This is a genomic window from Nesterenkonia muleiensis (assembly GCF_003600155.1).
Taxonomy (GTDB): Bacteria; Actinomycetota; Actinomycetes; order Actinomycetales; family Micrococcaceae; genus Nesterenkonia; species Nesterenkonia muleiensis.
The window spans coordinates 21295-47834 of sequence record NZ_QWLD01000024.1; the positions used below are offsets into that span (position 1 = coordinate 21295).

Sequence of the window (26540 nt, forward strand, 5' to 3'; positions counted from 1 at the left end):
ACAGCCTCAGAGAGCCTTGCCAGCAGACTGAACCCAAAACACGCCCAAACACGACGCAGACCCTTGCTGAGCCGCCGTCGCACCGTAAATGAGGGCACTTCCGTCCGCAGTGACTTCGGCACCCCAGAGCCGGGCATTGGCCCGTTTGAGGTGAGGCTTCTTCACCAGGGCAGGCGGCAATGTCTGTGCAGAATTGTCGCGCAGCACCTCGGCCGAACCCACGGTGAGAGCCGTGGCATACAGTGCGGCCAAGAGCCAACCGGCCCCAGCGGGAGACTCCGCCAGTCCGGCCTCCACGGCCTCAGGGTCGGGAATATGCGCTTGATAGATCAGCACGGCCACGGCGAACCCGCCGATCACCGCAGCCCGCAGCATATCCATCCACACGAGCAGCCTGCGCCGGTCCACCCGATCGGCGATGACTCCGGCCGGCAGTGAGAGCACCAGCCAGGGCAGCCGGTGGCCAGCACCACCAGGGCGATCAGCAGCGGGTCCCGGGTCAGGGCAGTGGCGATCCAGGGCACGGCCGATTGGTCGCACACAGGGGCCCGGACTGAATCGAGTGCGGTTGTTCCTGGCCGAAGAGGCCAGAAATAGGAGGTCTATGAGCAAGGAACAGCAGCACTCGTGGCGCGGTGGGCCGCGGAGGAGGGCTGCTGGATCTGTTCAGGAGTCCTGCTGAGCAGGAACCTCGGCGTGCTGGCGGATCCAGGCGTGCATGGCGATCCCCGCGGCCACCCCGGCGTTGATCGACCGCGTGGAGCCGAACTGGGCGATCGACAACGTGGCGTGGGCGGCCTGCCGGACCTCTTCGCTCAGCCCGGGACCCTCCTGGCCGAAGACCAGCACGCAGCGCTCGGGCAGCTGGTAGGTCTCCAGCGGCACCGAGTCCGGGAACAGGTCCACACCGAGGACGACGACGCCGGCAGACTCCGCCCAGCCCACGAACTCCTCCACAGTCGGATGGTGCCTGATGTGCTGGTATTTGTCGGTCACCATGGCGCCACGCCGGTTCCAGCGCCTCTTGCCGATGATGTGGACCTCTTGGGCCAGAAAGGCGTTGGCGGTGCGCACCACGGTGCCGATGTTGAAATCGTGCTGCCAGTTCTCGATGGCCACATGGAACCCGTGCCGCTTGGCGTCCAAGTCCGCCACGATCGACTGATGCCTCCAATACCGGTAGCCATCCACCACGTTGCGGCGATCCCCGGTCCGCAACAGGTCAGGGTCGAAATGCTCGCCCTCAGGCCAGGGGCCCTCCCAGGGGCCCACCCCTACTTCACGCTCAGCGCTGTCCTGATCCACCCGCTCAGCCTACTGGTGGTCTGCTCACCGCAGCCCGCCCTGCCAGAGGGCGTCGAAGGGGGTGTTGCCGGCCACCCGCTGGGCGATGCCGGCGCTGACGAACTCTTTGGCGCGGCGGGCGGCCTCCAGCGGTGCCGTCCCCTTGGCCAGCTCCGCGGCCACAGCCGCAGCCAGTGAGCAGCCCGCACCGGAGACCGCATGCTCACCGACCTTCGGGGCACTGAGGATCTCGGTGCCCTCTTCGCCGACGAACACGTCCACCGCATCAGGGCCCTGCAGCCGGACCCCGCCCTTGGCCAGCACCGCCGCCCCGGAGATCCGGTGGATCTCCTCTGCGGCAGCCTGCAGCTGGTCCACCGAGCTGACCCTCCTGCCGGAGAGCTGCTCGGTCTCGAAGTGGTTGGGGGTCACGAAGGTGGCCCTGGGCAGCAGCTCCTCTTTGAGCGCGTTGTCGGTGTCCAGGGCGTGGCCGGGCTCCTGCCCCTTGCAGATCAGCACCGGGTCCAGCACCACATGCCTCGGTGACCTGCTGGCCAGTGCCGCCGAGACTGTGGCGATTGTGGCAGGTGAGCCCATCATGCCGAGTTTGACGGTGTTGAGCTGATCGGTGCTGTAGGTGGCGAAGATGGCTTCGATCTGATCGGCGATCACCTGCTGGTCCACCGGGGTGAACCGGTGGTTCCAGCTGTCCCGCGGGTTGAAGGCCACAATGCAGGTCAGTGCGGCGATGCCGAAGGTGCCCAGCTCCTGAAAGGTCTTCAGGTCAGCCTGGGCCCCGGCCCCTCCGGTGGCCTCGGAGCCGGCGATCGTGAGGGTCATCGAGGGGTTGTTCGCAGTAGTGGCCATAGTGTTTCCTTACGCAGGGCCTCCTCACACAGTGGTGGCGTCAGGCTGGTCTTGTCCGTCGCCGGCGTGGCACCTCAGCGCTGATGCGGCAACAGACCATACGAGTCTACCGGCGTCAGCGCTTGCGCAGGCCGCTGGGAGCTCAGGGGCAGACAGGGTGAAGGGGCGGCGTCGTGGTGTGTCTGCTGCTGATCCGCTCACACTTTTCGTAGAGCTTTCGACTTTTCGTAGGGAAATAACCCTACGCAAAAGAGAAAACTCTACGACGATTCACTGGACGGGACGCCATGACGTGTATCGGGGCTCTTCGATAGGGTCACTGTATGGGTGAAGTAGAGAATCCTCTGGAAGCGTTCAACCTCGACCAGCTGCGCGAACGGCGATCGATCAAATGGCGGGCCTTCGGCAATGACGTGCTGCCGCTGTGGGTCGCGGAGATGGACACTGCGCTGGCAGAGCCGGTGGCCGGAGCGCTGAGGCAGATCATCGAACGCGGGGACACCGGCTATCCGCATACCGGCCCGTATGTGGAGGCCTTCCGGAGCTTCTCCCAGCAGCGGTGGGGGTGGGAGCCCAGCCCAGCCCAGGTGCGCCCGGTGCGTGATGTGATGACCGGTGCGGTGGAGGCGCTGAAGCTGGTCGGCGAACTGTGGGACACCGTCATCGTCTCCTCCCCGGTGTATCCGCCGTTCTTCACCCACCCGGTCAGCGCCGGACGCCGCGTGGTGGAGGCTCCGCTGGGAGCCGACGGGCGGCTGGACTTCGAGATGCTGGAGGATTCGTTCAACCTGCGCACCGCCGGCGGGCAGGCGGCCTACCTGCTGTCGAACCCGCACAACCCCACCGGGGCAGTGCACACCCAGCAGGAGCTGGAGCGGCTCGCACAGCTGGCCGCCGACTTCGGGATCCGGGTGGTCGCAGACGAGATCCACGCCCCGCTGGTCTACTCCGAGGCCGCCTTCACCCCCTATCTGACCGTAGACCCGCGCGGATACTCGGTGATGTCAGCCTCCAAGGCCTGGAACCTGGCCGGGCTGAAGGCCGGGCTGCTGATCGCCGGCGAAGAGGTGACCGCCGAACTGGCCGGGCTGCCGCCCGAGGTCTCACACGGGCCGAGCCACGCCGGCGTGCTGACCCAGACCGCCGCCTACGCCGAGGGCGGACCGTGGCTGGACGCTGTGCTCAGCGGTTTGGACGCCAACCGCAGGCTGCTGGGCGAGCTGCTTGCCGAACATGCTCCAGAGGTCGCCTACTCCGCACCGGAGGCCACCTACCTGGCCTGGCTGGACTTCTCCGCCTACGGATTCGACGACGAGCCCAACGGGGGAGCCGAGACTCCCCTGGTGGGACCGGCCCGGCACCTGCTGGACCAGGGCCAGGTCGCGCTGATGGGCGGACATGCCTTCGGCACCGGAGGTGAGCACCACGCACGGCTGAACTTCGCCACCAACCAGGATGTCCTCACTGAGGCGGTGCGCCGGATGGGCGCTGCCTTGGCACGCTGAAGAGCAGCGCGATCACGGCCAGCGCACCGATCACCGCCAGCACCAGGTACATCATCTCCCAGCTGCCCAGCAGTTCGGCCAGCCACGCCCCCAGGGCAGGGCTGATCGCGATGCCGAACATCACCGGGGCGTTGAACACCCCGGAAAGCCGCCCATAGGCCCGCGGCCCCCAGCGGTCAGTGACCGCGGTGGCTTTCAACAGGGTGGAGATCCCCCGGCCCACCCCGGCAACCATGGAGATGGCGATCAGCCACACCGCATTGGTGGCGTCCAGGGCGAGGGCAGCGGTGCTCACCGCCAGCAGGCCGTAGATCCACAGATGCCGGGCCCGGACGCTCAGCCGCCGCTCCAGGCTCATGTAGAACAGTCTGCCGATGACCTGGCCCAGTCCGCCCAAGCCCAGGATCCAGGCTGCCAGGCCGGAGGAGACGCCGCGTTCGATCAGCATCGGCACCAGGTTGATCATGGCCGCGAACATCGCCATTCCGCCCAACGTCAGCCCCACGGTCATCAGCACATAGGCCGGCGAGCGCATCACCTGCCGGGCGTAGGCGGCCTCGCTCTGGCCCTCGGCGGCGTCGGGCTCTAAAGCCCCGCCGTGCCCAGGTCCGCGTGGCTCCACCGGCCAGGGTCTGCGCAGCACCACTCCGTGGACAGGAATCGCCACCACACCCAGCACAGCTGCCAGCACCAGGTAAACCCCGCGCCAGTCGAAGGTCTCCGTCAGAGCCTCGGTGACCGGGGCGAACACCGTGGAGGCCAGCCCGCCGATCAGGGTGATCATCATCAGCGCGAACACCCTGCGTGCCCCATACCACCTGGTCACCGCGGCGAATGCCGGCGGATACAGATTGCCGGCCATCGCCACCCCGGCGGTCAGCCACCCGGCCAGGAACACCCAATAGTTGGCGGCACTGGCGATCATCACCAGCCCGGCCACCCCGAGCACCGACCCTGCGGTCATCACCAGGCGCGGTCCGCGGCGGTCCAAGACCTTGCCCACCGGAATGCCCAGCAGGGCGGAGACCACCAGGCCAGCCGAATAGGCCACCGTGACAGAAGCGGTGGTCCAGCCGGTGTCCGCTGCGATCCGGGCCGAAAGCACCGGGAACGCGTAGTAGAGAATGCCCCAGGCGATGATCTGGGTGGTGCACAGCCCGGCGAGAATCACCGGAAGCGCAGGACGCTCCTTCGCCAATTCACTCCAGCCCGAGGTCGTCCTTGGAGAAGACGTAGAGGTAGGGCACCCCGGCCTCGGCCTCGATCCGCTCCTTGGCCCCGGAGTCGCGGTCGACGATGACGGCCACAGCCTGGATGTCACCTCCAACCTTGCGCACAGCCTCCACCGCGCTCAGCGGAGAGTTCCCCGTGGTCGAGGTGTCCTCCACCACCACCACCTTGCGCCCCTCGATGCTCGGGCCCTCCACCTGGCGTCCCTTGCCGTGGCCCTTGGGCTGTTTGCGCACCACATAGCCGTCAACAGCCCGCTGGTGAGCCGCGGCGGTGTGCAGCACAGCAGTGGCCACCGGGTCAGCGCCCATAGTCAGTCCGCCGATGGCCTCGAACTCGATCCCGGCGGCGTCGAGCATCTGCAGCACCAGCTGACCCACCAGCGGGGAGGCCTCATGGTGCAGGGTCAGCGGACGCATATCCACATAGAAGTTGGCCTGCTGTCCGGAGCTGAGAGTGAAGCTGCCGTGCTCCACGGCAAGGTCCAGGATGAGCTCGCGCAGCCGGGTGGCGGCGGCGTCGTGCTCTGCCAGCAGTGCCGAGGCGAAGGGTGCAGAAGTCATGGCCACCATCCTACGTGCGCGGGCACCGAGCACACTCAGGCAGTTTTCACCCCGGCGTTACACATACTGGCTAGACTGAGGCACATGCGCGAGCTTCAGCAGAGCATTGTCGAAGAGATGGGCGTCAAGCCCCAGATCGATCCCGAGGAGGAGATCCGGCGGCGCAGCGATTTTCTGGCCGAGTACGCCAAGTATGCAGGCGCCGAGGGCTTCGTGCTGGGGATCTCCGGCGGGGTGGACTCCACACTTGCCGGTCACCTGGCGCAGCGGGCGGCGGAGAAGCTGCGCGCCGAGGGTGTTGAAGCTCAGTTCCATGCGATGCGCCTGCCGCACGGGACCCAGCATGACGAAGATGACGCTCAGCGTGCCCTGGCATTCATCAACGCCGACCACGTCCACACCTTCAACGTCGAGAAGGCGGTGACCGGGGTGGATGTGGCGTTCAGGGAGACCTTCGGGGACTCCATGGCCGACTATCACCGCGGCAACGTGAAGGCCCGGCTGCGGATGACCGCCCAGTACGCGGTGGCCGGCGAGCACAAAGCCCTCGTGGTCGGCACCGATCACGGCGCGGAGTCCATCACCGGGTTCTTCACCAAGTTCGGCGACGGCGGGGCGGACATCCTGCCGAACTTCACGTTGAACAAGCGGCAGATCCGGCAGATCCTCCAGCACCTGGGCGCAGCCGAGGAAATCTGGTCCAAGGCCCCCACCGCCGATCTTCTCGATAACACTCCCGGTCAGCTCGATGAGACCGAACTGGGCATCAGCTACGACCAGATCGACGACTATCTGGAGGGCCGGGAGATCGACGACGCCGCCGCCCAGCGGCTGGAGCACCGCTACCTCACCACCCGGCACAAACGCACCATCCCGGTGACTCTGCTGGATAAGTGGTGGAGGGACTGATCCGCTGCCGGTGACCCCTTGTGACGTCTTTTTCGTCCGAAGGACCGCAGCAGCGTCGTCGTTGTGGGCCACCGTCGGCGGGGGCACGCTGGTAGCGTGGTGAGCGTGAAGATTGCGACCTGGAATGTGAACTCCCTCCGCGCCCGGGCAGACCGGGTGGAAGCCTGGCTGGAGAAGTCAGAGGTAGATGTCCTGGCGATCCAGGAGACCAAGTGCAAGGACGAGAATTTCCCCTGGGAACTGTTCGAGCACAGCGGGTACGACGTCGCCCACTTCGGTATCAACCAGTGGAACGGCGTGGCCATCGCCTCTCGGGTCGGGCTCAAGGACGTGGAGCGAACCTTCGGCAATCAGCCGCCCTTCGGCAAGAACGGCCAGGACCCGATCCAAGAGGCCCGTGCCATCGCCGCGACCTGCGGCGATGTGCGCCTCTGGAGCCTGTATGTGCCCAATGGCCGGGCCCGTGAGGATGAGCATATGACCTACAAGCTGGCGTGGCTGGACCAGCTGCGCGAGCATGCCTCGGCCTGGCTGGCCGAGGATCCGCAGGCGCAGGTGGTGCTGGCCGGGGATTGGAACATCGCCCCGCAGGACGGCGATGTCTGGGACATCGATTTCTTCGAGGAGAACCAGATGACCCATGTCACCGCGCCCGAGCGTGCGGCATTCCAGGCGTTCCTGGAGGCAGGCTATTCGGACCTAGCCAGGCCCCATACCGCTGACCCCGGGATCTACACCTACTGGGACTATACGAACCTGCGCTTCCAGAAGCGGCAGGGCATGCGCATCGACTTCCTGCTGGGCTCCCCGGCGCTGGCCGAGCGTGTGCAGAACGCCTATGTGGACAAGGACGAGCGCCGCGGAAAAGGCGCCAGCGACCACGCCCCCGTGGTGGTCGAAATCTCCTGAGGGCGTGGCCTGACGCTCAAGGCTCCTCGGTCAGATGCTGGTCGGCGTAGTGCTGCACAGCGGTGCAGACGAACTGGGCTCCGGCCGGAGACACCCGGGTGTAGTTGGCGGCGAAGCGTTCATCGTCAACGTACATCTGGGCGATCCCTTTGACCGCAGAACGCGGCATATGCGCGGTCTGCCAGCTTGAGCCCAACCAGCGAACATGACGTTCAGCCACGTCCTGGGCGGCTTCGGAGACAGGGGCCTCGCACTCGGCGATCACCTGATCCCAGGCGTCGTTGAGGTCTTCCAGCTCCTGCTGGAAACGCTGCCTGCCCTGCTCCCCCAGGCCGTCCCACCAGGTGTTGGACCGCTGCGCCGCGTCATCGCCCCAGCGCTGACGCACCTCATCCTCGTACTGACTGTGGTCGAAACCCTCGAACATTGTTTTGGGCATGATCGTCTCTCCTTTCCTGAGTGCGTTGATGGTGTCTTCCACCGAACGCATCTGAGCGTCGATTCTTTCTTTCTGACGCAGCAGGTGCTGCCTCTGCTGCTGCAGTGCAGTGATGTCGCTTGACTGACCTTCCAGCACAGCGGCAATGTCAGCCAGCGGAAGCCCAAGCTCCCGCAGCAGCAAAATCCGCTGCAACCGGACCAGGGCCAACTGATTGTAGTGACGAAGCCCTCCAGCGCTGAGGCTGGAGGGCTTCAGCAGGCCGATCTGGTCATAGTGGCGCAACGTGCGGGAGGTGATGCCGGTGGCGCTCACCACCTCGTGGGTCGACCACTCCATGAGGCCTCCTTTACTGCTCTGTGATCAGTTTCGCGCTGCCTTCCGCGTCAGGTTCAGTTCTACTGGATGACGCTACGTCAACCGCAAGCTCAGATGTTTGCGTGCCGCCCTACACTGGAGGCATGACTCCGAATCTGGCGTTTCAGCACGTCGAGAAGGCGGAGCAGACCGAGATCGACCCGCCTGGGAAGAGACGATCAGTCACCGGCTCAACGAGCTGATCGGCGGTCGGGTGAAGCCCGTCAGCGGCAGGGGGACACTGACCAGATGGCGAACACGGTCGGCTGCCCGGCGCACGTGACCCCGACCGAAACGCGAGCACCCCGAGGCTCGTCAGGAATTCCTTGATGCCCACGATCGCCACCTGGGAATCGAGGACGGCAGGCTCGGCGACGACGTCGTCGATGAGGCCGAGGCTGCGACCCAATTGATCCTTCAGCTGAGAGGCGGTAACAATGCACATTGCTGGATTCTTGATCATGCAGGGTGTGGCCTTGCCATGTTTCCTCCTCTGGATCCGTCCTTGGCTAGGTGCCCAGGCCTCTTGGGTCGAAGGCCGGAAGAGGGGCTGGCCGATACTGATGATGTTCATCTGCTGGGTGTGGTTCCAGGGGTTTGCCCTGCTTGCTCTGGGCTTGTGGATGGAGGACCGTGCTGAGGGTTGGTACCACGCAGCCATGGCAGCTGGGCTAGCCACGGTTGTCATCGGAGTTCCTATGGGCCTGCTCGGTATGCTTCTCTGGTGGCCAAGATTCTTGCTGCCCGGGTGGATTCGGGAGCGTTTGGCCGCTGGCGATCCGGTGCGGACAGCGGTGCCTATCCCTCAGGTGCGGGACCAGATGCGGCGCCGGGCCAACCGGCGGGCTATCGAGCGCATCACCTTCCCCGAGGGTGAGACGCGGTTGCCGATCACTTTTCCTGTGGGTATGGCTCGGTGGCTGGTCTCCACACTGATGATGGCGGTGGGATCGGTCTTGCTCTGGGGTGTCTTGTTCGGTATTCCACCGCACTGGTTCGCCGAAGACACATCACCTATGCTGCAGGTGATCAGGACTCTGTCGATTGTGGGAGCGCCCCTTTCGGTGTTCCTGGTGTTTCACTACGGCCGCGGTGTTCTGTTCCCGCAGCACCTCAAGCTCACTGAGAGTGGGCTCAGCACGCGAGGGTGGAGTATCAGCTGGGATGAGCTGGAAGGAACCCATGTGAAGGGGGATGAGTCCTCCCATAAAGGCCAGCTGTTTCTTCACGTGGTGCCTGAGGCTCTAGAGCGCGAAGGCTCTGGTGCCCGATGGTTCTCCGGCCGGCCGGTGGGTACCGGCGGAATGAAGCCAGCCGGGAATGTCATCGGTATCCAGCCCGGAACTAAGGACGCTCCCGCTCGGATGGAGAAGATCATCCAGGAACACGCCACCCGAGCAGATGCTCCACCGAAAGGACACTCTAGGCCTTGAAGGCCACTCTCACTCGTCGAAGCCGAGCCGGCCGTGCTGGTCGTTGGGCCGACACGGTAGAGGCGCGTCTGCACGACCTGTCGAACGCCCAGCGGGAGACGCCTCTCAGACACACGAAAACCCCCGGCTGACCGAGGGTTTTCGTTTCAGCATGACACCGGCTTCGTGGCTCCGACCGGCGTCGATCCGGTGACCTTTCGATTTTCAGTCGAACGCTCTACCAACTGAGCTACAGAGCCTGGTCTGAAAACCGGTGTCTTGCGACCCTGACGGGACTTGAACCCGCGACCTCCGCCGTGACAGGGCGGCGCGCTAACCAACTGCGCCACAGGGCCTTACATGTACTTCTTGTGCCATTTGGCACGATGTGAGACTCTACCAGAGCCTCACGGCGTCCGCCAATCATCACGATCAGAGGACATCGCGACCGGAGCCTTCTCAGCTCAATCGCAGTACCCCCAACGGGATTCGAACCCGTGCCGCCGCCGTGAAAGGGCGGTGTCCTAGGCCGCTAGACGATGGGGGCCCGACCCCTTGGGGAAAACAACACATAATCCGCTAAGGGAACCTGTAAAAGTGTAGTTGCTCAAAAGGCGCCCCGGCAAATCTTCCCTGCGGTCTCAGCCTAGACTTGGGTCATGCCCGTGCAGATGAGCGATGAAGAGTTCGACGCCGCCGTCAAGGACGCACTGGACCTCATCCCCTCCCAGCTGGCCGCCAAGATCGACAATGTGGCGGTCTTCGTCGAGGACCGCTACCAGCCCGAATCCTGGGAGGATCCCGGCACTGTGCTGCTGGGGCTCTATGAGGGCATCCCGCTGACTGAGCGCGGCGGAGAACCCTGGGCCATGCCAGACCGCATCACACTGTACAAAGAGGCGATCTTGGATATCTGCGAGACCTCAGAGGATGTAGTGGAACAGGTCACTGTCACCGTAGTGCACGAGGTAGCCCACTTCTTCGGCATCACCGACCAGACACTGCACCGCCTGGGCTGGGGCTAGTACACAGCGAAAGGCCTTAGCACAACCCTGTGACAAAGTTGTGGAACCTCAACCTTCAACCTACTTGAAGGTTTTCAAACACCAGATTTTGCCCATTAATCCCCGGAAACACGCGGATCTTAGCCTCACAGCTTTATCACAGAAACGACACGAACTATTGCCTCCGTGACCTTTTCGCAATTATCGTGAACCGCAGCAGCACCACGAGGGGCTCAGTCCAGACGCGTTTCCCATCACCGTCGCTCGCCTGACCGGACAGCTAGATCCCGGCCTGAGAGCGTCCGTGTCTGGACCGGACCCACAGCAGGTCTCTCATATATGAGACAGGCTGACGCGATGCTGCGGCTAAAGAGGAAAAGTGAGGAACTACCGTGAAGCACCGCCGCAATTTCGCGGTGGCGGCGATCACTGCCGCCGTCGTGACTACAGCGCTCGTCGGGACTACTCTGCCCGACCTGGTCGCTGACCGCGCCAGCGACGACGCCGTCGTCGATGCCGCCACCGACCAGAACCTCTCTGATGAGAATCTTGTCCGCACTGATCTGCCCGATGTACCCTCCGCCGAGGATATCTCCACCGCCAGAGAGTCCCAGAGCGCCCGCGATCAGATGATGGTCGACATTGTCGGCCGCATCGATCAGGCTGTGGACCGGGCTGACGAGCTGGAACTGGAGCTGATGCGCCAGCATTCACTCGCCCAGGCCCGCCTTGAGGCAGCGGCAGAGCTTCAGGAAGAAGCGGAGCAGGCGAGCCTGGCCGCTGAGACCGCCCTGGCCATGGAAGCCTCAGAGGAGTACCAAGAAGGCGAGACATCCGCCGCAGATGTACTCCTGGGCGATGAGGATGCTCTGAGCGAGGACGCCACCAGTCAGCAACTCACCGACCAGGCAGAGCGTGAGGCCGCCGACGCCGCCCAGCTGCAGCGCGAGGCTGAAGCCGCGGCGGCTGACGCTGAGGAAGCCTCCGAGGAAGCAGCATCGGCTCTGGCTGCCACCGGCACCACTGACGGCTCCACCACCCAGAGCCTCGGCGAGCTCGACACCGTACTGCGCGAGCTGTTGGAGACCCTGAAGGAGGAAGAGGGCTTCGAAGGCAGCCTGGATGACTTCCTGACCTACATGTATGGGGAGAACCAGCGCGCAGACGGCGGCAGCGGCTACTTCGACTCCGAAGGCAATTTGGACGGAGAGGCCGTCCGTGAACGCATCCGCCAGCTGCGCGCCTCAGGCCCACAGACCGCCGTGGCGGCACCCTCCACCCAGACCACCGAGGATTCTTCGGACGATGAGGAAGGGGAAGCCGCATCGTCCGAAGAATCCGAGGTCAGCGAGCCCGCCTCCTTCGACTCCCTGAGCTCAGAGCAGCGCGAGCTGCTCTCCTCCGGAGCCGAACTGGAGGGCTTCGAAGGCACCGGCGACTACTACCGGGTAGTGCTGGAGAATCAGGCACTGACCAGCGGAAACACAGTGGACTGGGAGGCACTGGCCGCCCATGTGGCCTATCTTGAGTCCAGAGGTGACCAAGAAGAACCTGCCGAGACCTCCTCGACCAGCACCAGCAGCCCCTCACCTTCGCCGAGCCCGACGACGTCCTCGTCGCCGAGCCCGTCATCCTCGCCCAGCCCCTCCCCCACACCCACCCAGACGGCCGCTGCCAGCTATGGCTCACTGAGCTCCGGCCAGAAGTCTCTGCTGGGCGAGGCCGCTGAGCTGGAGCCCAGCTTCGACGGAGGTGCCCGGGACTACTACAACCTGGTGCTGAACAACGATCTGTTCACCACCAGCAACGGGTCCATCAACTGGACGGTGCTGGAGGGCCACATCACCTACCTGGAGAACCAGGCCTCTGCCGCGGACTCAACACCATCGCCGACCCAGAGCCCCTCCTCCTCCCCCTCGGCCTCGCAGAGCCCCTCAGCGTCACCGAGCCCCACACCGACACAGACCTCAAGCCCGTCGCCGACCTCCTCACCCTCGCCGACATCCAACCCGGCACCCACCCACTGGGACCAGCTCAGCCGTGAGCTGCGTGACCTGCTGAACGAGGGTGCCCGGCTTGAGCCAGGGTTCAGCGGCTCCGGGGGTGACTACTGGCGCTCAGTGACGCAGAACTCGGACCTGACCAACAGCGACGGCACCGTCTCGACCTCCAAGCTGGCCTCCCACGTCAGCTATCTCCGCAGCCAGCAGTCCAGCGGCTCTGGGGGCTCGTCAGGAAGCTCCGGCGGCTCCGGCTCAGGAGGTTCTTCGTCCTCAGGTGGTTCCAGCTCTTCAGGTGGAAGCTCCTCGGGTGGTTCCAGCTCATCCGGAGGAAGCTCATCCGGGGGCTCATCATCCGGAGGAGGCTCGCAGCCTGCCGGCAACACCGGCGGAGGCAGCGCGGCCCAGATCGCCATGAACTGGGCCCGCAACGAGGCCACCCGGCCAGGCACCAGCTACGTGCTCGGCGCCAACGGCCCCAACGCCTGGGACTGCTCCAGCTTTGTGCAGGCTGCCTACCGGCAGGCCGGTGTGAACCTGGGCCGCACCACATATGCTCAGATCGCCCAAGGACGCCAGGTCTCCTGGGGCGAACGCCAACCCGGCGACCTGATCTTCTGGGGCGACTATCACGTGGCCATCTATCTGGGCGGTGGCATGATCGCCGACGCCGGCAACCCACGGTCCGGAGTCAGCGTGCGCAGTGTGTTCGGCAATCCGACCAGTGTGCGCCGGGTCGTCTAGAACCAACCCCACCGACACAACGACGACGCCCTCTGGCACTCAGGTGCCGAGGGCGTCGTCGTTTGTCCCGCAGGTGAGAAGTTCTACAGCACGGGGCCGAAGTCGGGGCGGTTCTCAATGCGCTCATCGTCCCCTTCTGGAACCACCATCAGCGGACCCTCGGCGTGCTGGAGAACCCCCTGGGAGGTAGAGCCCAGCAGCATCCCGGCAAAGCCGCCTCGGCCGCGAGTGCCCAGTACCGTCAGCTGTGCCCCGCGGGTCTCCTCGACCAGCACGTCCACAGCGGTGCCGTCGATCACCTCAGCATCAATGTCCACCTCCGGGTAGTGGCTGTTGAGCCACAGCCGGCCGGCCTTGAGCTTCTCCTGGAGCTCAGCCAAGGCGTCGGAGTCCTCAATATGGGTGGGGATCCACACCAGGGTGGAGCCCAGCGGAGGCAGCGCGCAGACCAGTCGAAGCTGGACGCCCCGCTCAGAGGCTTCCTGGGCGGCGATGAGCGCAGCCACGCGTCCATAGTCAGAACCGTCCACCCCGGCGACAACCGGCCGCTTGTCCTGCGTACGGAGGGGGTGGGCACCCTCTTCGATCAGCGATGCCGGCACCGCAGCACCAGGCTCCTCTGCCGCTGACACAATAGGGATGGCACCAGTGGCAGTCGTCACTGCGTTCTCCTGCTTGGAGGAGAACTTCAGCGGCACCAGGACAGTGGGGCATTTGGCATGCGCGGGCAAGGCCGAGGAGACCGAACCCAGCAGTCGGCCAAGGAAGCCGCCGCGGCCGCGCGAACCGACCACCAGCACATCTGCACTCTCAGAGTATTCGAGAAGAACGGCGGCGGGGTCGCCGGATTCGATGCGGTAGTCGACCTGACCTGGATAGTCCCGCAGAAACTGCTTGGCCTCGTCGATCACCTTCTCAGCACCTGCCCGCAGTGACGAGTCGTCCATCATCGCGTAGCCCCCGTCCATTGAGGAGGCGGCGAACGCTGGGATCGAATAGGCGGTGACCACGGTGAGCGGGAGCTCACGCCGATGAGCCTCTGCCGCAGCCCAGTGAGTGGCCCGCAGAGACTGTTCGGAACCGTCCACTCCGGCAACGACGCCGGGTCCGTGCTGGGTCATCATGGAGCCTCCTCAGTCGGGTGTGTCCACATGGTACAGCGTTAGTCCTGCCGGCGGGCACAAGCCCCGCTCGGCTCTCGGCTGGCTTGTGCCAGCCATCACAGCGTTAGTCCTGCCGGCGGACACAAGCCCCGCTCGGCTCTCGACCGCGTTTGCGCGGCTGCCGGCCCCACGCGTTGGTCACGGCGGTGGGCGCATGGTGCGCACACTCCACGACCAGGCTCACACACGCCCCCCCTTTGGCTGACCCCGCTACTCGGCTGAGCCCAGCTGCTTGTGCTCTTTCCTCGTCTGCTTAGTGGCAGCTTTGAGGTGCTTCTTCTTGACCCGGCGCTCTTTGCGCTCAGCGCGCTGACTCTCCCGCTCCAGCCCTCGCCTGAAGTCCTCGACCAGAGCAGAGGGAGTCTCTTCGGGAAGCTCACCGAAGGTCTTACGCGCAGCAGTGGTGATCTGACGAGCAAGCACCCGGTTGCCGACACCGCCGACGACCGCCCCGATCCCGAAGGGCACCGCACGAGCGAACATGGATGTCCCCTGGCGGATGAAGAAGCGGCGGACGAACTGCTTCTTCATCTGCTGACTGACCAGACTGGCCATCGTGGATGCCCCGGCGGAGCTGGAGGCAAGACTGCTCATCGGCACGATCGAGCCGATAGGTCCGACGCCGCGGCCATCCGCCTGTGCGGAGAGCTCACCGAGCAACCGGCGGCCTTCATCGCCGAGCATGACCCCCATGACCAGCAGCTTGGCCCGCTGCGGGTCTTCGGTGCTGATGCCGGAGAGCTCAGCCACTGACTGCGCGTAGAGGGCGCAGATCTCCAGGAAACTGCCGGTCGCCACTGCTGAGAGTCCCAACGAGGTGACGGTGCCGACCCCGGGAACGGCGGCGGTGGCACCGATAATGACCCCACCTCCGGTCATCGAGCGGGTGAACTCCTTGTCCAACTGCATGGCCAGCTGCCGATTGGTCAGAGTGGGGTGGGCTTTGCGCAGTCGGCGCAGATTCGCCAGCACAATGGGCCGCTGCACAGTGACCGCACGGGTGAGCCAGGTCTCGGCCGAGGGGGTGAGGGTCCCATCCTCCCTGAAGGCCTGGCGGGAGACCACAGAGATTGACTTCGCGGCGAGGAATCCGGTGGCAGCGCTGCGGATCACGGGCTTCTTCTTGGCGGCACGCTTCTGCTGCTTCTTCACCGCAGAGCGGTTCCCGCCGGAGGAATCAGCCAGAGCATTACCGCCGGCAAAGGGCACAAGATTGGTCGAAGCCATAGGGCGAGTCTAGGTGGTCAGCGGCCGATCGTCAGGTCGACCCACACGAGGCGGTCGTCAAGGCTGTAGGACGAATCAGGGTTCACCACCTCATAACCGTGTTCCCCCTCACCGGGCCAGAACACGCCCGACCCGCTGACCTCCAATGCGGCAGAGGGCAGAACGAAAGAGGCCCGGCGGTCCGGCTCACCGGCGATCTGCCGCGTGGCCACCGCCTCAGGCTCGCCTTGGGAACCGGGGCGCTCGGCAATCGGCACCTCGGTCACAGCCTGCGGTTCGGTGTCCTGGAGCACCGGGGAGTCAAGGAGCACCGCGAGATCCTCCGCCGAGGAACCCTCAGCAGCGGGAACGCCAGCCACCACGAAAGGGGTTCCCGGCAACAGCGAAGCGGTCTCGCCGTCGTCGTCATAGAGATACCACGCATGGCCAGAGACGTAGTCGGCCACCACCCGCCGGATATCGTCTCCCCGGTCAGGATCGGCATCATCGGGCGGAGCGGCCACCGAGGTGGTCACCACGTGGATCTTCTGGCCGTCTACCTCCACCGGCACGTCCCAGAGACTGGTCTCGTTCAACCGGAGCACCGAGGACTCCAGATCCGAAAAGCGACCCTCCGGCATGGAACTCTCCGGCAGATCGCTCCACAAAAAGTTCTGGAAAGTGCGCACCTGATCCTCCAGGATCGGGTACCTGGAGAAGATCACGGTGCCGTACTGACCGGAGTATTCGCCGTACCCGATAGCGTCTCCGGCCCCGCCGATAGTGCCATCGCCGTCAAGATCCACCCCGGATTCCCGGCCTGAGTTGGTGGGCGCGGTGAACACATACGGATAGTCCAGCCCAGTTTCGGTGTGCTGACCGGCGGAGAGGTATCCACCCAGCTCTTCTGCGATCTGCTGCTGCTCGTCATAGGTCACCCCGGTCAAGATCACCACATCAGGGTCGTTGATCTGCACCGTCTGCGCCACTGCGCGGGACTGGGTATGGTTCCCGGTGCGAAGGGAGTTGATCAGATTCTCCACCGGCTGCTCCGCCTCGGAGTCAGCAGTGACGTCGGCGTGGAGAGTGGCAACCCTCAGATCGTCCTCATCTTTCGGGACCACTGAGGTGGAGACCTCAGCTTCTGGCTCGGAGGGAGTGGGCTGCCCAGGCGCAGGGTACAGCGAAAGAGGGGTCACGGTCTCGGTGACCCCAGCAGCTCCAGCACCTTGAGCTGAGGTAGTGGACTGCGCTGCGGGAATAACTATGAGGGACAGGCCGGCAGCGAAGGCCAGTGCGGCCCCGGGCCTAGCGACATCCCTCATTCTCATCCGGCGCGCAGGCTTAAGTAGGCCTGTGGGCATGTCTTCCACGGTAACCGGAACTCGGCGAACAGCCAAGCCTCTGATGCCCTCAGGACGAACAGTTATCAAGGTGTAATCACCGTGAGATGTATATGGTGGGACGGTAAACACGTACATTTCACTCGCTTTCGAGGAGGACTTCATGGCTTCGCAGCCAGAAGCTGAACTGAAGCACTGGTCACCAAAGGCTGTCTGGAAAGGCCTCCACAAGCCGGTCTTCATCCCTGCGGTACTCATCATCGTCGGTGCGCTCATCTTTGCCACCTGGTTCGGCCGAGTCCACGGGGCGGAGGCCTTCGAAGACCTGAACACCGCCATCACCAACGGTGTTGGCTGGTGGTACATTCTCATCTGCACCGGCTTCGTGGTCTTCGCCCTGTGGGCGGGACTCTCCCGGGCCGGCAGCATCCGGCTGGGCCGGGACGATGAAAAACCGGAGTTTTCCCTGGTCTCCTGGTTCACCATGCTGTTCTCCGCGGGTATGGGCATCGGGCTGGTGTTCTGGGGCGTGGCCGAGCCTCTGAACCACCTGGTCAACCCGCCTGAGACCAGTGGTGAAGTCGGCGTCGATGCCAGTGGTGAGACAGTGCTGGCCACCGAGTCGGAACTGGCCAGCAGCGCCATCGGGCAGACGCTCTTCCACTGGGGCCTGCACGCATGGGCCATCTATGTGGTGGTCGGACTCGGCCTGGCCTATATGACCTTCCGGCGCGGGCGTCCGCTCTCGATGCGCTGGCTGCTGGAACCGGTTTTCGGACGCAGACTGATCGAAAGCTGGGTCGGGCACGTCATCGATGTCATTGCCATCGTCGGCACCATGTTCGGCGTGGTCACCTCACTCGGCCTCGGCGTCCAGCAGATCGTTGCCGGACTCGGATTCATGGGCTGGACCGAGGGCGGCAGCACAGTACTGATCTGGCTGGTCATCTTCATCACAGCCATCGCCATATTCTCGGTGGTCTCCGGTGTGCACAAAGGCCTCAAGTGGCTCTCGAACATCAACATGATGCTCGCCGCGATCCTGGCAATCTTCGTGCTTCTGGCCGGTCCCACACTCTTCCTGGTCCAGTCGCTGATCTCCAACACCGGTGAATATGCCATGGCCTTCCCACAGCTGATGTTCGAGACTGATGCGCTCTACGCCGGCGGTGACACCAGCTGGTCCGCAGACTGGACCATCTACTACTGGGGGTGGTGGATGAGCTGGGCACCGTTCGTGGGCATGTTCATCGCGCGCATCTCCCGCGGCCGCACCATCCGTGAGTTCGTCTTCGGCGTTCTGCTGGCCCCCACTGTGGTGGGCATCATCTGGTTCTCCATCTTCGGCTCCTCCGGGATCTACTACCAGATCAGGGACGGCATCATGGTGGATGAGGACGGCGGAGTCTCCACCGACGGCTCGCTGTTTATGCTCCTGGAGCAGCTGCCACTGACCTCGATCATGGCAGTGCTGTCCATTGTGGTGATCACCATCTTCTTCATCACCTCCTCGGACTCCGCCTCCCTGGTGATCGACATCCTCGCCAACGGAGGGCGCGCCGAGACCCCGCGGCTGACTCGGGTGTTCTGGGCTCTGTTGGAGGGCCTGGCAGCCATCGTGCTGCTGACTGCCGCTGGTGAGGCGGCCGATGCCGCGCTGCGTGTGCTGCAGGTCAGCTCCATCGCAGCCGCAGCCCCGCTGTCGATTGTGCTGGTCCTCGCGGTACTGGCCATGATTCGCATGCTGCAGTACGAGAGCAGGACCATGCCGCGCTATGTCCGAATCCGGCCGCAGGCCTCCAAAGCGGCGCTGGTCGGTGCTGCCCGGGAGGCCGCCGGCACAGCTGAGGCTCCCGCGGTGCAGCGCAGCCTGCGCGAGATCCTCGCCTCGCAGGGCCAGGCACTGCGGGGTGTGCTCGGCGGGACCTCGGCCACGTTCGTGGGTCTGCCGCCACGAACCGAAGACAGCGCCCAGCCCAGCGGAAGCTTCACCGGGGACAAGCTGGTCTTCGCCGTTCAGGACGTCCCGGCCAGCGCGACCTCTGTGGACGCAGCCACCGGCACCATCGGCCTCGACGAGGACGCCGCCTACCAGGATCCGATCAGTGGGGAGGTGTTCGAGACTCCGGAGTTCGCTGAGTCCAACTCCGGGTGGAACTACCAATCCGAACAGTTCTTCACCGAAACCGTGACCGGAACCGTTCCCGTGGTGGATCCCCAGAAGAACGACGACGCCGGCACCTAGCCCCAACGGTGTGGAGCCCCGGCCCGGCGTCTCACCGGGCCGGGGCTCCACCATGCTGACCGGGGACCGCCGGGGCGTTCTCGGCACCTGCGTGGCTCACCGCTGTGAAAGTGCCAACATCGCGTCGGCGATTGCCTCCTAAGAGGGGTTGAAGGTGGCCGGATCCGCTCCGGTGCGCTCATTGCGGTCGAGGGCGTCGATGGCTTCCAGCTCGGCGTCGGAGAGGTCAAACCCGAAGACGTCGAAGTTCTCCTCAATCCGGGAGGGCGTCACGGATTTGGGGAACAGGATCCGTCCGCGCTGTAGGTGCCAGCGAATGATCACCTGGGCGGGGGTCACCCCATGAGCGTGGGCGGCGTCGAGGATCGGCTGGTCCCCAAAGACCGCGCCCTGGGCCAGCGGGCTCCACGCCTGGGTGGCGACGCCGTACTTGTTGTTGGCATCCTGAACCCTCCGCTGCTGCAGCGCGGGGTGGACCTCCACCTGATTCACCGCCGGAGTGACCGAGCCGACCTCTGCCACCCGGTCCAGGTGCTCGGGCAGGAAGTTCGAGACGCCGATGGACCGGGTCTTGCCCTCAGCCCGTAGTTCCTCCAGCGCCTTCCACGCCTCGAGGTACAGCTCGTCAGCGGGGGCCGGCCAGTGGATGAGGTAGAGATCCACAGCGTCTAAGCCGAGCTTGCCCAGCGAAGTCTCCAGAGCCTGCTTGGTCCCGCCCTGCTTGAAATCTGAGACCCAGAGCTTGGTGGTGACATAGAGCTCGTCCCGCGGGATGCCAGACCGTGCGATCGCCGCGCCGACTCCCTCCTCATTGCGGTAGACGGCTGCGGTGTCGATATGCCGGTAGCCGGTCTCGAGAGCCTTGGCGACGGCTTCCTCGGTCTGGTCAGCGGGAACCTGCCAGACGCCGAAACCCAGCTGAGGAATGGCGCTGCCGTCGTTGAGCCTCACAGTGGGCACTGCTGTCATGATGACCTTTCAACAGTTCTGGTTCCGGCGGCGGGGGGACCCCGCACGCCTCTCGGCCGCGTGCGGCGGCAGCGGCCTTCACGCCTAAAGGTGCATGCCTAGACGCGGGCCTCCATAGGTGATCAACTCAACTAGGTTCCGGCGCATTCCGCGCCCCACTCAGCGCTCGGTGCCCCACCGAGCTATTCCTGAACCTCCATCTGATCCACCAGGCGCTGGCTGAGCGTGACCAGGGGGTAGATCAACGACAGCATCATCACCACAGTGGCACCGATGAACACCACCGGCAATCCCAGATGCTCACCCACCAATCCCCCGGTGATGGCTCCCAGCGGCATCAGCCCGTAGGCGAGGGTGCTGGCGGATCCGCCGATGCGGCCGAGCATCCCCTTGGCGACAACCTTCTGCCGGATGGTCGCGGAAATGACATTGCCGGTCATATTGGCGAATCCGGTGACGAACAGCGCTGCACTGATCGCCGGCACACTGGGCCAGATCACCGGCACCACCAGCACCGGAAACTGCACCACCCAGGCCCACATCATCAGCGGCACCTCGGAGACCCAGCGCTTCATGACGTCGATGCAGAAGGAACCGATCACCGCGCCTGCAGCCACAGCCAGCAGCAGCAGCGGAAAGTGCCTCTCCTGCATCCCCACCGCAGAGCCCGGACCGACCACCCAGAGAATGAACACCGAGAAGTAGGCGGTGCTGGCGAAATTGGCCACAGCGGACATGGCGATGACCGGGCGCAGCACCCGGTGCCGGATCATCACTGCGAAGCCGTCTTTGAGATCGGCCAAGGAGGTGGTCTTCTCCTTCTTCTCCACTGTGTAGTTCCCACGGAGCCCGAAGGCCAGCAGAAGCAGTGTGGCCAGACAGATCATGGCGGGCACCCCGAAGAGCCATCCTGCTCCGAGCACCACGAGCACCGCTGCCACTGGCCCACCCACGAAGTTCTGGAAGACCGTGTCTGCTGCCATCACCCTGCTGTTCGCCGTCGCCAGCCTCGAACGGGGCGCCACCTGGGGGATCATCGAGGTCCCGGCCAGATCCACGAAGACCTGGGTCACCCCATAGAGCCCCACGAAGACGATCAGAACCCAGATGCTCAGCTGCCCGGTGATGGCCATCAGTGCCAGAGCCGCCAGCAGCACCACACGGATGCCCAGTCCCAGCATCCGGACCCTTCTGCGGTCGGTACGGTCGACGACGACGCCGGCCAGGATCCCGAACAGCAGCCACGGCAGCCAGAGGAAAGCACTGATCAGTGAGATCTCCTGCGGGGAGCGAGTCAGGGTGACAGCCACCAGCGGCACCCCCACCGCCAGGACGCCGTCAGCCAGATTGGCCGACGCCACGCTGGAGAGATGAACGTGGAAGCGGGTCCCCAGCTTCTCCTTCTCCTCGGGGTCGTATGCGACCGGCTCTGCCTCTGCTGTGTGCGGCATGACGTTTTCCTCCGTAGACTGTTCCCGAGAGAGTTATGCAGAGTTTTCTCTGCAATTGTTAATGTGCAAAGGTATCTCTGTAAATGAATGAGCGCAAGCCCTCGGGCGAAGAAAAATACGAGACCCTGCCGGGAGAAGCCGAGCTGCAGATGGACACCAAGGCCATGAAGGCCTTCGCCCATCCGCTGCGCATGGCCATGTTCACCTACTTGAACGACCGCGGCTCGGCGACCGCCACCACCCTGGCCACCCATCTCGGCGAAAGCACCGGACAGACCAGCTACCACCTCAGGCAGCTGGAGAAGCACGGTCTGGTCAGCGAGGACACCGAGAAGGGCACCGGCCGGGAACGCTGGTGGAAGCCCATGGGCTTCTCCGTGCGCCGGGCCGCGACCTTCCAGGACCCGGCCAATCGCCCCGCACTGGACACCCTGATGGAGCATCAGCTCCATGAGCGCAGTGAAGCGCTCCGCGGGTGGCTCAGCCGCATGGGCTCCGAACCTGAGGAATGGATGCACGCCTCACTGATGAGCTCATCCACCGCCACCATGACCTCATCCGAATCACACGCCATGATCACGGAACTGATGCAGGTGATCGACAAGCACACCGACGCCGCGAAAGGCCGCGTGGAAACGGAGGGCGAAGGTCAGGGTGACCGCCGCGTCCGCCTCTATATCAGCGCCTTCCCGCTGCAGGATCCCGACCAGGACTGACTGGGCGGTCTCCGGAGATCACACGCCCAGGCGCTGGCGCAGCTCCCGGGCATGCCTGCGCGAGACCTCCACCCGGGAACGCTGCCGGTCGTTCATGACCAGGACCAGGTGCCCGCGGAAGTCCGGCACCAGCTCCCGCACATACCGCAGGTTCACCAGGTAGGAGCGGTGCACCCGGCAGAAGTGCCCGTGCAGCCGGCGCTCCAGCTCGTTGAGCGAGAAGGAGACCAGCACCTTGTCCTCAGCCAGCTTGAGCGAGGAGTAGCCGCGGGCAGCCGCCGCGTAGACGATGGCGTCCCCCTCGACCAGCACGGTGCGGCCATCGCGCTGAACCGGGATCCGCACCAGACGCTCACGGTCAGGCGGTGAGCTGTCCCGGGCCGGAGCGGCCTCGGCGCCGTCGTCGGCTCCCGCCTCCTGCGTCTGGGCGGAGGAGCCTGAGCCCAGAGCCCGCTCCACCGCCCGCGCCAGGCGCTCGGCGTCGAAGGGCTTGACCAGGTAGTCGGCTGCCGCCAGGTCGAAGGCCTCCACCGCATAATCAGGATAGGCGGTGGTGAAGATGACCTTGGGCTGCTTGGGCAGCTCGCGCAGCTGCTCAGCGACCTCCAGCCCGGTCAGCCCGGGCATGCGAATATCCAGGAACACCAAGTCGTAGTCCAGCGAGCGCAGAAGCACCAGGGCCTCCTCGCCATTGGTGGCCTCTCCGACCACCTGGACGTTGAGGTCTCCAGGAGCATCCTCCAAGAGGTAACGAAGCTCCTCGCGGGCTGGTGACTCGTCGTCGACGATAAGGGCGCGGGGCGTCACAGCTCACAGTATACGGAGAGTTCACCGCAGCGGGATCCTCAGCTCCACGACCGTGCCGCCGGACTTCGGGGTGGAGATCGACAGGTCGTAGCGATTGCCGAACAGCGAGTCGAGCCTCTCGGAGATGTTCTTCAGCCCCACCCCGGCATGCCCGCCGGAGCTGTCCGGGCCGGTGAGCACCGACTCGGCGTGATCGCCGATGTCCTCACGCCCCGCAGTGAGCCTGGCGAGCACCTCAGGATCCATCCCCGCACCGTCGTCGGAGACCCGGATCAGCGTCGTGCGGGTCAGCGGATCGACCCGGGCCCGGAGCCGGACAGTGCCACCCTCTTTCTTGGCCCCGATGCCGTGCTTGACCGCATTCTCCACCAGCGGCTGGATGGTCAGCACCGGCACCCGCGAGGTAAGCACCTGGGGATCGATGTCGTAGCGGACCTGCAGCCGGTCGCCGAACCTGGCCTGCTCCAGGGACAGATAGGTGCGCACAAAGAAGTACTCCTGGGCGAACTCCGCCAGATGACCCTCCTGACGCACCGCATAGCGGAAGAACTCGGAGAGCCGCAGCAGCAGCTCCCTCGCCTCTTCGGGCCGCGTACGGGCCTTGGAGGCAATGGTGTTGAGGATGTTGAACAGAAAGTGCGGGTTGATCTGGGCGCGCAGTGCGTCCAGTCGGGCACTGGCGGCCAGCTGCTTCTCACGGTCGAGCTCCGCCAGCTCCAGATGCAGGCTGAGCATATTGGCCATGTCCTCCACCAGCTGTCTGGTCGGTGCTGCGGTGGTGGCCTGGTAGACACCCAGCGTGCCGACCACGCGCTGTCCAATGCGCAGCGGGGCGACCACAGCAGAGATCACCGCGCAGTCTGACCTGCGGCAACCCACCCCCGCCTTGTCCCGGACCACCACTGTCTTACCCTTCCTCACCGCGCGGGGGGCGGCGACTGTCTGCATGGCGCCGCCGGAGACGTGGTGGTCCTCTCCCGGGCCGATATAGGCCAGGATGTTCTCAGTGTCGGTGATGGAGACGGCATCGCCGGAGAGCATGGGGCGCAGCAGCTCGCAGGTGCGCCGGGCCGCATCCTGGGTCAGGCCGGAGCGCAGCGGGATCGAGCGCACAGCCAGATCGCGTACGCCGTGGTCGGGGTGGTCGCTGCGGGAGTGCTGGTGGGGCTCGCTGCGGCGGCTCGGAAGCAGGCCTCCGACCGCGCGCGGCCCACGGAGGGCAGAGGGGTAGCCGATGACAGTCACCACGGTGATGAGAACCCCGATCCCCACAGTCGGCAGCACCGGGAGGGCGGGGGCGACCAGCAGCTGGGTCACCACGTAGACGACTGCCCAGATGCTCAGCACCGCTGCTGCCAGGACCACACTACCGCGCACCGCCGCGCTCCTTTCTGCTCCGACGCTCACGCAGGGTCAGCTGGGCCATCCGCTCAGCATGCCGGTCGGCGGCAGTGCCGTGCATGATCGCCCAGTCGGCCTCCACGCCCTCCGGCGCCCGGGTGCCCAGGGAGACCAGGATCGTGACCAGGATGGCCGCAGGTGCAGCCACCAGGGTGGGGGCGGCCAGCAGCTCGCGCAGCGTGGAGGCTTCCATGAAGCTGGCGGTGAGGAACATCGCAATGGCCCCGGCTGCTCCGGTCATCATTCCCGCCAGAGCGCCGGTGGCAGTGGTGCGGCGCCACCAGATGGCCAGAACAATCACCGGGGTCAGCGCCGAGCCGGCGATGGCGAAGGCCCAGGTGACCATAGTGGCCACCAGTGAGGGCATCGCCGGGGTGAAGGCATCCGGGCTCAGCGCAATGGCCAGTCCAGCGGCGGCAGCGGCGGCGGCCAGGGTGAAGAGACGGCCGACCCATACCGCCTGCCGCTGGGTGGCACGGGGGTTGATATGGCGCTCATAGACATCGTGCCCCCAGCTGGTGGCCGAGGCCAGCAGCAGCCCGGCGACGGTGGACATCGCCGCGATCAGCGCCGCGGCAGCGATCAGCCCCAGTCCTGCCTGGTCCCCGTAGATCCGGCCCAGCACCGGCAGTGCATGCTCCGGCACCCGCAGCACCCCGTCAACGGTGAGCTCCTGCAACCACGGGTGCTCGCTGACTGCACCGGGGATGAGGTCCCGGGCAGCAGTGCCCAGCATGACTGCCAGGGCGTAGAAGATGCCCACCAGCATCAGCACCCATACCGTGGTGGTGCGAGCCGCCCGTCCGGTGGGCGCGGTGAAATAGCGGTTCATCACATGCGGCAGCCCAGCGGTTCCCATGCCCAGGGTCACCACCAGCGCCACCTGACCCAGCTGTCCGTAGCGAGCGCCAGGCTCACCGAAGACCGCCGGCTGGTCCGGGGAGGCGGCATTGCGCTCTTCTGTCATCTCCCAGCTGCCGTCCACATACTCGGGATTGACCAGCGGCTGGCTGTTCAGCGTCTCAACGGCCTCACCGTAGTGGAACCCATCGGCACTGACCACCGCAGCCAGCCAGAGCAGCGCGGCCAGCAGCAGCATGAACTGCACCGCCTGGTTCCAGGTGGTGCCGCGCATACCGCCGAAGGCGACCACCACAGCGATCACCGCAGTGGAGAGCAGCACACCGGTGGCATAGGGGCTGAAGCCGAACAGCCCGTGGCCGACCAGCAGCTCCCAGGTGATGCCGCCGCCCACCGACTGCGGGATCAAGTAGCAGAGGATCACCAGCTGGACCACCCCCACCGAATGCAGCCGGACCGCATCCGAGCGCAGCCGCCGACCCAGGAAGTCGGCCAGCGAGAACTCCCCATAGCGGCGCAGCGGGGCGGCCACCAGCAGCAGCACCGGCACGAAGCCGGCCGCGAATCCCACCGCGTACCAGGCGCCGTCGAGCCCGGAGACATAGACCGCTGCCGCCACGCCCAGGAAGCTCGCCGCAGAGAGGTAGTCGCCGCAGATGGCCCAGGAGTTGGTGGCCACACCCACTCTCTGCCCGGCCAGATAGAAGTCGACGGTGGACGAATGCCGCGGCCGGGTAATCATCGAGACACCCAACACGATCACCAGCACAGCGACCAGCGTGATGATGGCAGTGGTGGTCATGGGCGCCGACCTTCACGCCTGAAGTCATGGTCTTCGGCATCGGGCTCCGCGTCGCCCTGGGAACCGAGCATGCGGTGCTCCACGCTGGAGCTCAGCGTGGCAGCGGCGATGCCGATCCCGGCGAAGATCACGAAGAGACCGGCAGCCACCGACAGGAACCCGGGGCTGAGATTGCCGACAAGCCTCGACTCCAGCCACCACTCCAGAGTCATATCCAGCACTGGGAATGCGGCCACCACGGCCAGGAAGACCACAAAATAGGTCACCGCCACCCTGCGCTGAGTACGAAAGGCAGCATCCACTTCGGCCGGGGTGTCGCGGACCTCGCCGTCGTCCTGCGGTGAAAGTGTCAC

24 protein-coding genes and 3 tRNA genes are annotated in these 26540 nt (G+C 65.2%); 8 read left to right on the forward strand and 19 right to left on the reverse strand.

What is annotated here, in order from left to right:
* Positions 1–6 precede the first annotated feature (6 nt).
* The 3 genes from DVO78_RS07555 to DVO78_RS07565 all read right to left on the reverse strand — a co-directional run bounded on the left by DVO78_RS07555 (position 7) and on the right by DVO78_RS07565 (position 2151).
* Positions 7–540 carry an MFS transporter gene (locus tag DVO78_RS07555; protein ID WP_157983921.1) on the reverse strand — a complete coding sequence of 178 codons (534 nt, stop codon included), beginning with the start codon at positions 538–540 and terminating at the stop codon, positions 7–9.
* A gap of 126 nt (positions 541–666) precedes the next feature.
* Positions 667–1305, reverse strand: coding sequence for a TrmH family RNA methyltransferase (locus DVO78_RS07560; protein ID WP_120004215.1), 639 nt, complete (start codon positions 1303–1305; stop codon positions 667–669).
* A gap of 24 nt (positions 1306–1329) precedes the next feature.
* Complete coding sequence (locus DVO78_RS07565) at positions 1330–2151, reverse strand: PfkB family carbohydrate kinase (protein WP_120004216.1); 822 nt, start codon at positions 2149–2151, stop codon at positions 1330–1332.
* 323 nt (positions 2152–2474) lie between these two features.
* Between DVO78_RS07565 and DVO78_RS07570 the strand changes: the two genes are divergently transcribed.
* Positions 2475–3656, forward strand: a complete 1182-nt coding sequence (locus DVO78_RS07570) for a MalY/PatB family protein (RefSeq protein ID WP_120004217.1) — start codon at positions 2475–2477, stop codon at positions 3654–3656.
* Here the strand turns inward: DVO78_RS07570 and DVO78_RS07575 are convergent.
* Together DVO78_RS07575 and pyrE are read right to left on the reverse strand one after the other, a co-directional pair.
* Positions 3613–4854 carry an MFS transporter gene (locus DVO78_RS07575; protein ID WP_120004218.1) on the reverse strand — a complete coding sequence of 414 codons (1242 nt, stop codon included), beginning with the start codon at positions 4852–4854 and terminating at the stop codon, positions 3613–3615. The genes DVO78_RS07570 and DVO78_RS07575 overlap by 44 nt on opposite strands.
* A gap of 1 nt (position 4855) precedes the next feature.
* Positions 4856–5458, reverse strand: a complete 603-nt coding sequence (gene pyrE, locus DVO78_RS07580; protein ID WP_420799076.1) for an orotate phosphoribosyltransferase — start codon at positions 5456–5458, stop codon at positions 4856–4858.
* Between the two features lie 75 nt (positions 5459–5533).
* On the opposite strand from pyrE, the gene nadE reads away from it, so the two are divergent.
* Positions 5534–6358, forward strand: coding sequence for an ammonia-dependent NAD(+) synthetase (gene nadE / locus DVO78_RS07585; RefSeq protein WP_120004219.1), 825 nt, complete (start codon positions 5534–5536; stop codon positions 6356–6358).
* Positions 6359–6463: 105 nt separating this feature from the next.
* Positions 6464–7267 (forward strand): exodeoxyribonuclease III, encoded by an 804-nt coding sequence (locus DVO78_RS07590; RefSeq protein ID WP_120004263.1) that lies wholly within the window; start codon positions 6464–6466, stop codon positions 7265–7267.
* A gap of 16 nt (positions 7268–7283) precedes the next feature.
* On the opposite strand, the gene DVO78_RS07595 is transcribed toward DVO78_RS07590, so the two are convergent.
* Positions 7284–8045, reverse strand: a complete 762-nt coding sequence (locus DVO78_RS07595) for a MerR family transcriptional regulator (RefSeq protein ID WP_120004220.1) — start codon at positions 8043–8045, stop codon at positions 7284–7286.
* Positions 8046–8187: 142 nt separating this feature from the next.
* Positions 8188–8526, reverse strand: a complete 339-nt coding sequence (locus tag DVO78_RS07600; protein WP_120004221.1) for a hypothetical protein — start codon at positions 8524–8526, stop codon at positions 8188–8190.
* A 100-nt stretch (positions 8527–8626) separates the two neighbouring features.
* On the opposite strand from DVO78_RS07600, the gene DVO78_RS07605 reads away from it, so the two are divergent.
* Positions 8627–9496: a hypothetical protein gene (locus DVO78_RS07605; protein ID WP_120004222.1), complete on the forward strand. Its 870-nt coding sequence runs from the start codon at positions 8627–8629 to the stop codon at positions 9494–9496.
* Between the two features lie 166 nt (positions 9497–9662).
* Here the strand turns inward: DVO78_RS07605 and DVO78_RS07610 are convergent.
* The 3 genes from DVO78_RS07610 to DVO78_RS07620 form a co-directional block, all read right to left on the reverse strand.
* Positions 9663–9735, reverse strand: a tRNA-Phe gene (locus DVO78_RS07610).
* A gap of 22 nt (positions 9736–9757) precedes the next feature.
* Positions 9758–9831 (reverse strand) — tRNA-Asp (locus DVO78_RS07615).
* Positions 9832–9949: 118 nt separating this feature from the next.
* Positions 9950–10022 (reverse strand) — tRNA-Glu (locus DVO78_RS07620).
* 112 nt (positions 10023–10134) lie between these two features.
* On the opposite strand from DVO78_RS07620, the gene DVO78_RS07625 reads away from it, so the two are divergent.
* Both DVO78_RS07625 and DVO78_RS07630 read left to right on the forward strand, forming a co-directional pair.
* Positions 10135–10500: a metallopeptidase family protein gene (locus tag DVO78_RS07625; RefSeq protein ID WP_120004223.1), complete on the forward strand. Its 366-nt coding sequence runs from the start codon at positions 10135–10137 to the stop codon at positions 10498–10500.
* A 371-nt stretch (positions 10501–10871) separates the two neighbouring features.
* Positions 10872–13223 (forward strand): C40 family peptidase, encoded by a 2352-nt coding sequence (locus DVO78_RS07630; protein WP_238385195.1) that lies wholly within the window; start codon positions 10872–10874, stop codon positions 13221–13223.
* Positions 13224–13306: 83 nt separating this feature from the next.
* On the opposite strand, the gene DVO78_RS07635 is transcribed toward DVO78_RS07630, so the two are convergent.
* The 3 genes from DVO78_RS07635 to DVO78_RS07645 all read right to left on the reverse strand — a co-directional run bounded on the left by DVO78_RS07635 (position 13307) and on the right by DVO78_RS07645 (position 16923).
* Complete coding sequence (locus DVO78_RS07635; protein WP_120004224.1) at positions 13307–14347, reverse strand: universal stress protein; 1041 nt, start codon at positions 14345–14347, stop codon at positions 13307–13309.
* 249 nt (positions 14348–14596) lie between these two features.
* Entirely contained in the window at positions 14597–15613 is a 1017-nt protein-coding gene (locus tag DVO78_RS07640; protein WP_120004225.1) for a hypothetical protein, read from the reverse strand.
* A 17-nt stretch (positions 15614–15630) separates the two neighbouring features.
* Positions 15631–16923, reverse strand: coding sequence for an endonuclease/exonuclease/phosphatase family protein (locus tag DVO78_RS07645; RefSeq protein WP_157983922.1), 1293 nt, complete (start codon positions 16921–16923; stop codon positions 15631–15633).
* A gap of 175 nt (positions 16924–17098) precedes the next feature.
* Here DVO78_RS07645 and DVO78_RS07650 point away from each other — a divergent pair, with 175 nt between their 5' ends.
* On the forward strand, positions 17099–19180 hold the full coding sequence (locus DVO78_RS07650) for a BCCT family transporter (RefSeq protein WP_120004227.1): 2082 nt from the start codon (positions 17099–17101) through the stop codon (positions 19178–19180).
* Between the two features lie 138 nt (positions 19181–19318).
* Here the strand turns inward: DVO78_RS07650 and DVO78_RS07655 are convergent, their stop codons facing one another.
* A complete protein-coding gene (locus tag DVO78_RS07655; RefSeq protein ID WP_120004228.1) occupies positions 19319–20149 on the reverse strand; it encodes an aldo/keto reductase in 831 nt (276 codons plus the stop codon).
* Between the two features lie 182 nt (positions 20150–20331).
* The gene (locus DVO78_RS07660) at positions 20332–21600 is read right to left on the reverse strand and encodes an MFS transporter (RefSeq protein WP_120004229.1); all 1269 of its coding nucleotides are present in this window, start codon (positions 21598–21600) and stop codon (positions 20332–20334) included.
* An 83-nt stretch (positions 21601–21683) separates the two neighbouring features.
* Here DVO78_RS07660 and DVO78_RS07665 point away from each other — a divergent pair, with 83 nt between their 5' ends.
* The gene (locus DVO78_RS07665; protein ID WP_120004230.1) at positions 21684–22316 is read left to right on the forward strand and encodes a winged helix-turn-helix domain-containing protein; all 633 of its coding nucleotides are present in this window, start codon (positions 21684–21686) and stop codon (positions 22314–22316) included.
* Positions 22317–22334: 18 nt separating this feature from the next.
* Here the strand turns inward: DVO78_RS07665 and DVO78_RS07670 are convergent, their stop codons facing one another.
* The 4 genes from DVO78_RS07670 to DVO78_RS07685 are packed head-to-tail and all read right to left on the reverse strand — an operon-like array spanning position 22335 to position 26540.
* Entirely contained in the window at positions 22335–23123 is a 789-nt protein-coding gene (locus DVO78_RS07670) for a LytR/AlgR family response regulator transcription factor (protein WP_120004231.1), read from the reverse strand.
* A 21-nt stretch (positions 23124–23144) separates the two neighbouring features.
* Entirely contained in the window at positions 23145–24500 is a 1356-nt protein-coding gene (locus DVO78_RS07675) for a histidine kinase (protein ID WP_120004232.1), read from the reverse strand.
* Positions 24490–26187, reverse strand: a complete 1698-nt coding sequence (locus tag DVO78_RS07680) for a sodium/solute symporter (protein WP_120004233.1) — start codon at positions 26185–26187, stop codon at positions 24490–24492. Before DVO78_RS07680 ends, DVO78_RS07675 begins: the two co-directional genes overlap by 11 nt.
* Positions 26184–26540: a DUF485 domain-containing protein gene (locus DVO78_RS07685; protein WP_120004234.1), complete on the reverse strand. Its 357-nt coding sequence runs from the start codon at positions 26538–26540 to the stop codon at positions 26184–26186. Before DVO78_RS07685 ends, DVO78_RS07680 begins: the two co-directional genes overlap by 4 nt.

What these genes read in the sequence shown, in the direction of transcription:
- DVO78_RS07565 (WP_120004216.1), bottom strand. Translation starts at nt 2,151, where the DNA reads ATGGCCACTACTGCGAACAACCCCTCGATGACCCTCACGATCGCCGGC.
- DVO78_RS07570 (WP_120004217.1), top strand. Translation starts at nt 2,475, where the DNA reads ATGGGTGAAGTAGAGAATCCTCTGGAAGCGTTCAACCTCGACCAGCTG.
- pyrE (WP_420799076.1), bottom strand. Translation starts at nt 5,458, where the DNA reads ATGGTGGCCATGACTTCTGCACCCTTCGCCTCGGCACTGCTGGCAGAG.
- nadE (WP_120004219.1), top strand. Translation starts at nt 5,534, where the DNA reads ATGCGCGAGCTTCAGCAGAGCATTGTCGAAGAGATGGGCGTCAAGCCC.
- DVO78_RS07595 (WP_120004220.1), bottom strand. Translation starts at nt 8,045, where the DNA reads ATGGAGTGGTCGACCCACGAGGTGGTGAGCGCCACCGGCATCACCTCC.
- DVO78_RS07600 (WP_120004221.1), bottom strand. Translation starts at nt 8,526, where the DNA reads ATGATCAAGAATCCAGCAATGTGCATTGTTACCGCCTCTCAGCTGAAG.
- DVO78_RS07605 (WP_120004222.1), top strand. Translation starts at nt 8,627, where the DNA reads ATGATGTTCATCTGCTGGGTGTGGTTCCAGGGGTTTGCCCTGCTTGCT.
- DVO78_RS07625 (WP_120004223.1), top strand. Translation starts at nt 10,135, where the DNA reads ATGCCCGTGCAGATGAGCGATGAAGAGTTCGACGCCGCCGTCAAGGAC.
- DVO78_RS07635 (WP_120004224.1), bottom strand. Translation starts at nt 14,347, where the DNA reads ATGATGACCCAGCACGGACCCGGCGTCGTTGCCGGAGTGGACGGTTCC.
- DVO78_RS07640 (WP_120004225.1), bottom strand. Translation starts at nt 15,613, where the DNA reads ATGGCTTCGACCAATCTTGTGCCCTTTGCCGGCGGTAATGCTCTGGCT.
- DVO78_RS07645 (WP_157983922.1), bottom strand. Translation starts at nt 16,923, where the DNA reads ATGAGAATGAGGGATGTCGCTAGGCCCGGGGCCGCACTGGCCTTCGCT.
- DVO78_RS07650 (WP_120004227.1), top strand. Translation starts at nt 17,099, where the DNA reads ATGGCTTCGCAGCCAGAAGCTGAACTGAAGCACTGGTCACCAAAGGCT.
- DVO78_RS07655 (WP_120004228.1), bottom strand. Translation starts at nt 20,149, where the DNA reads ATGACAGCAGTGCCCACTGTGAGGCTCAACGACGGCAGCGCCATTCCT.
- DVO78_RS07660 (WP_120004229.1), bottom strand. Translation starts at nt 21,600, where the DNA reads ATGCCGCACACAGCAGAGGCAGAGCCGGTCGCATACGACCCCGAGGAG.
- DVO78_RS07665 (WP_120004230.1), top strand. Translation starts at nt 21,684, where the DNA reads ATGAATGAGCGCAAGCCCTCGGGCGAAGAAAAATACGAGACCCTGCCG.
- DVO78_RS07680 (WP_120004233.1), bottom strand. Translation starts at nt 26,187, where the DNA reads ATGACCACCACTGCCATCATCACGCTGGTCGCTGTGCTGGTGATCGTG.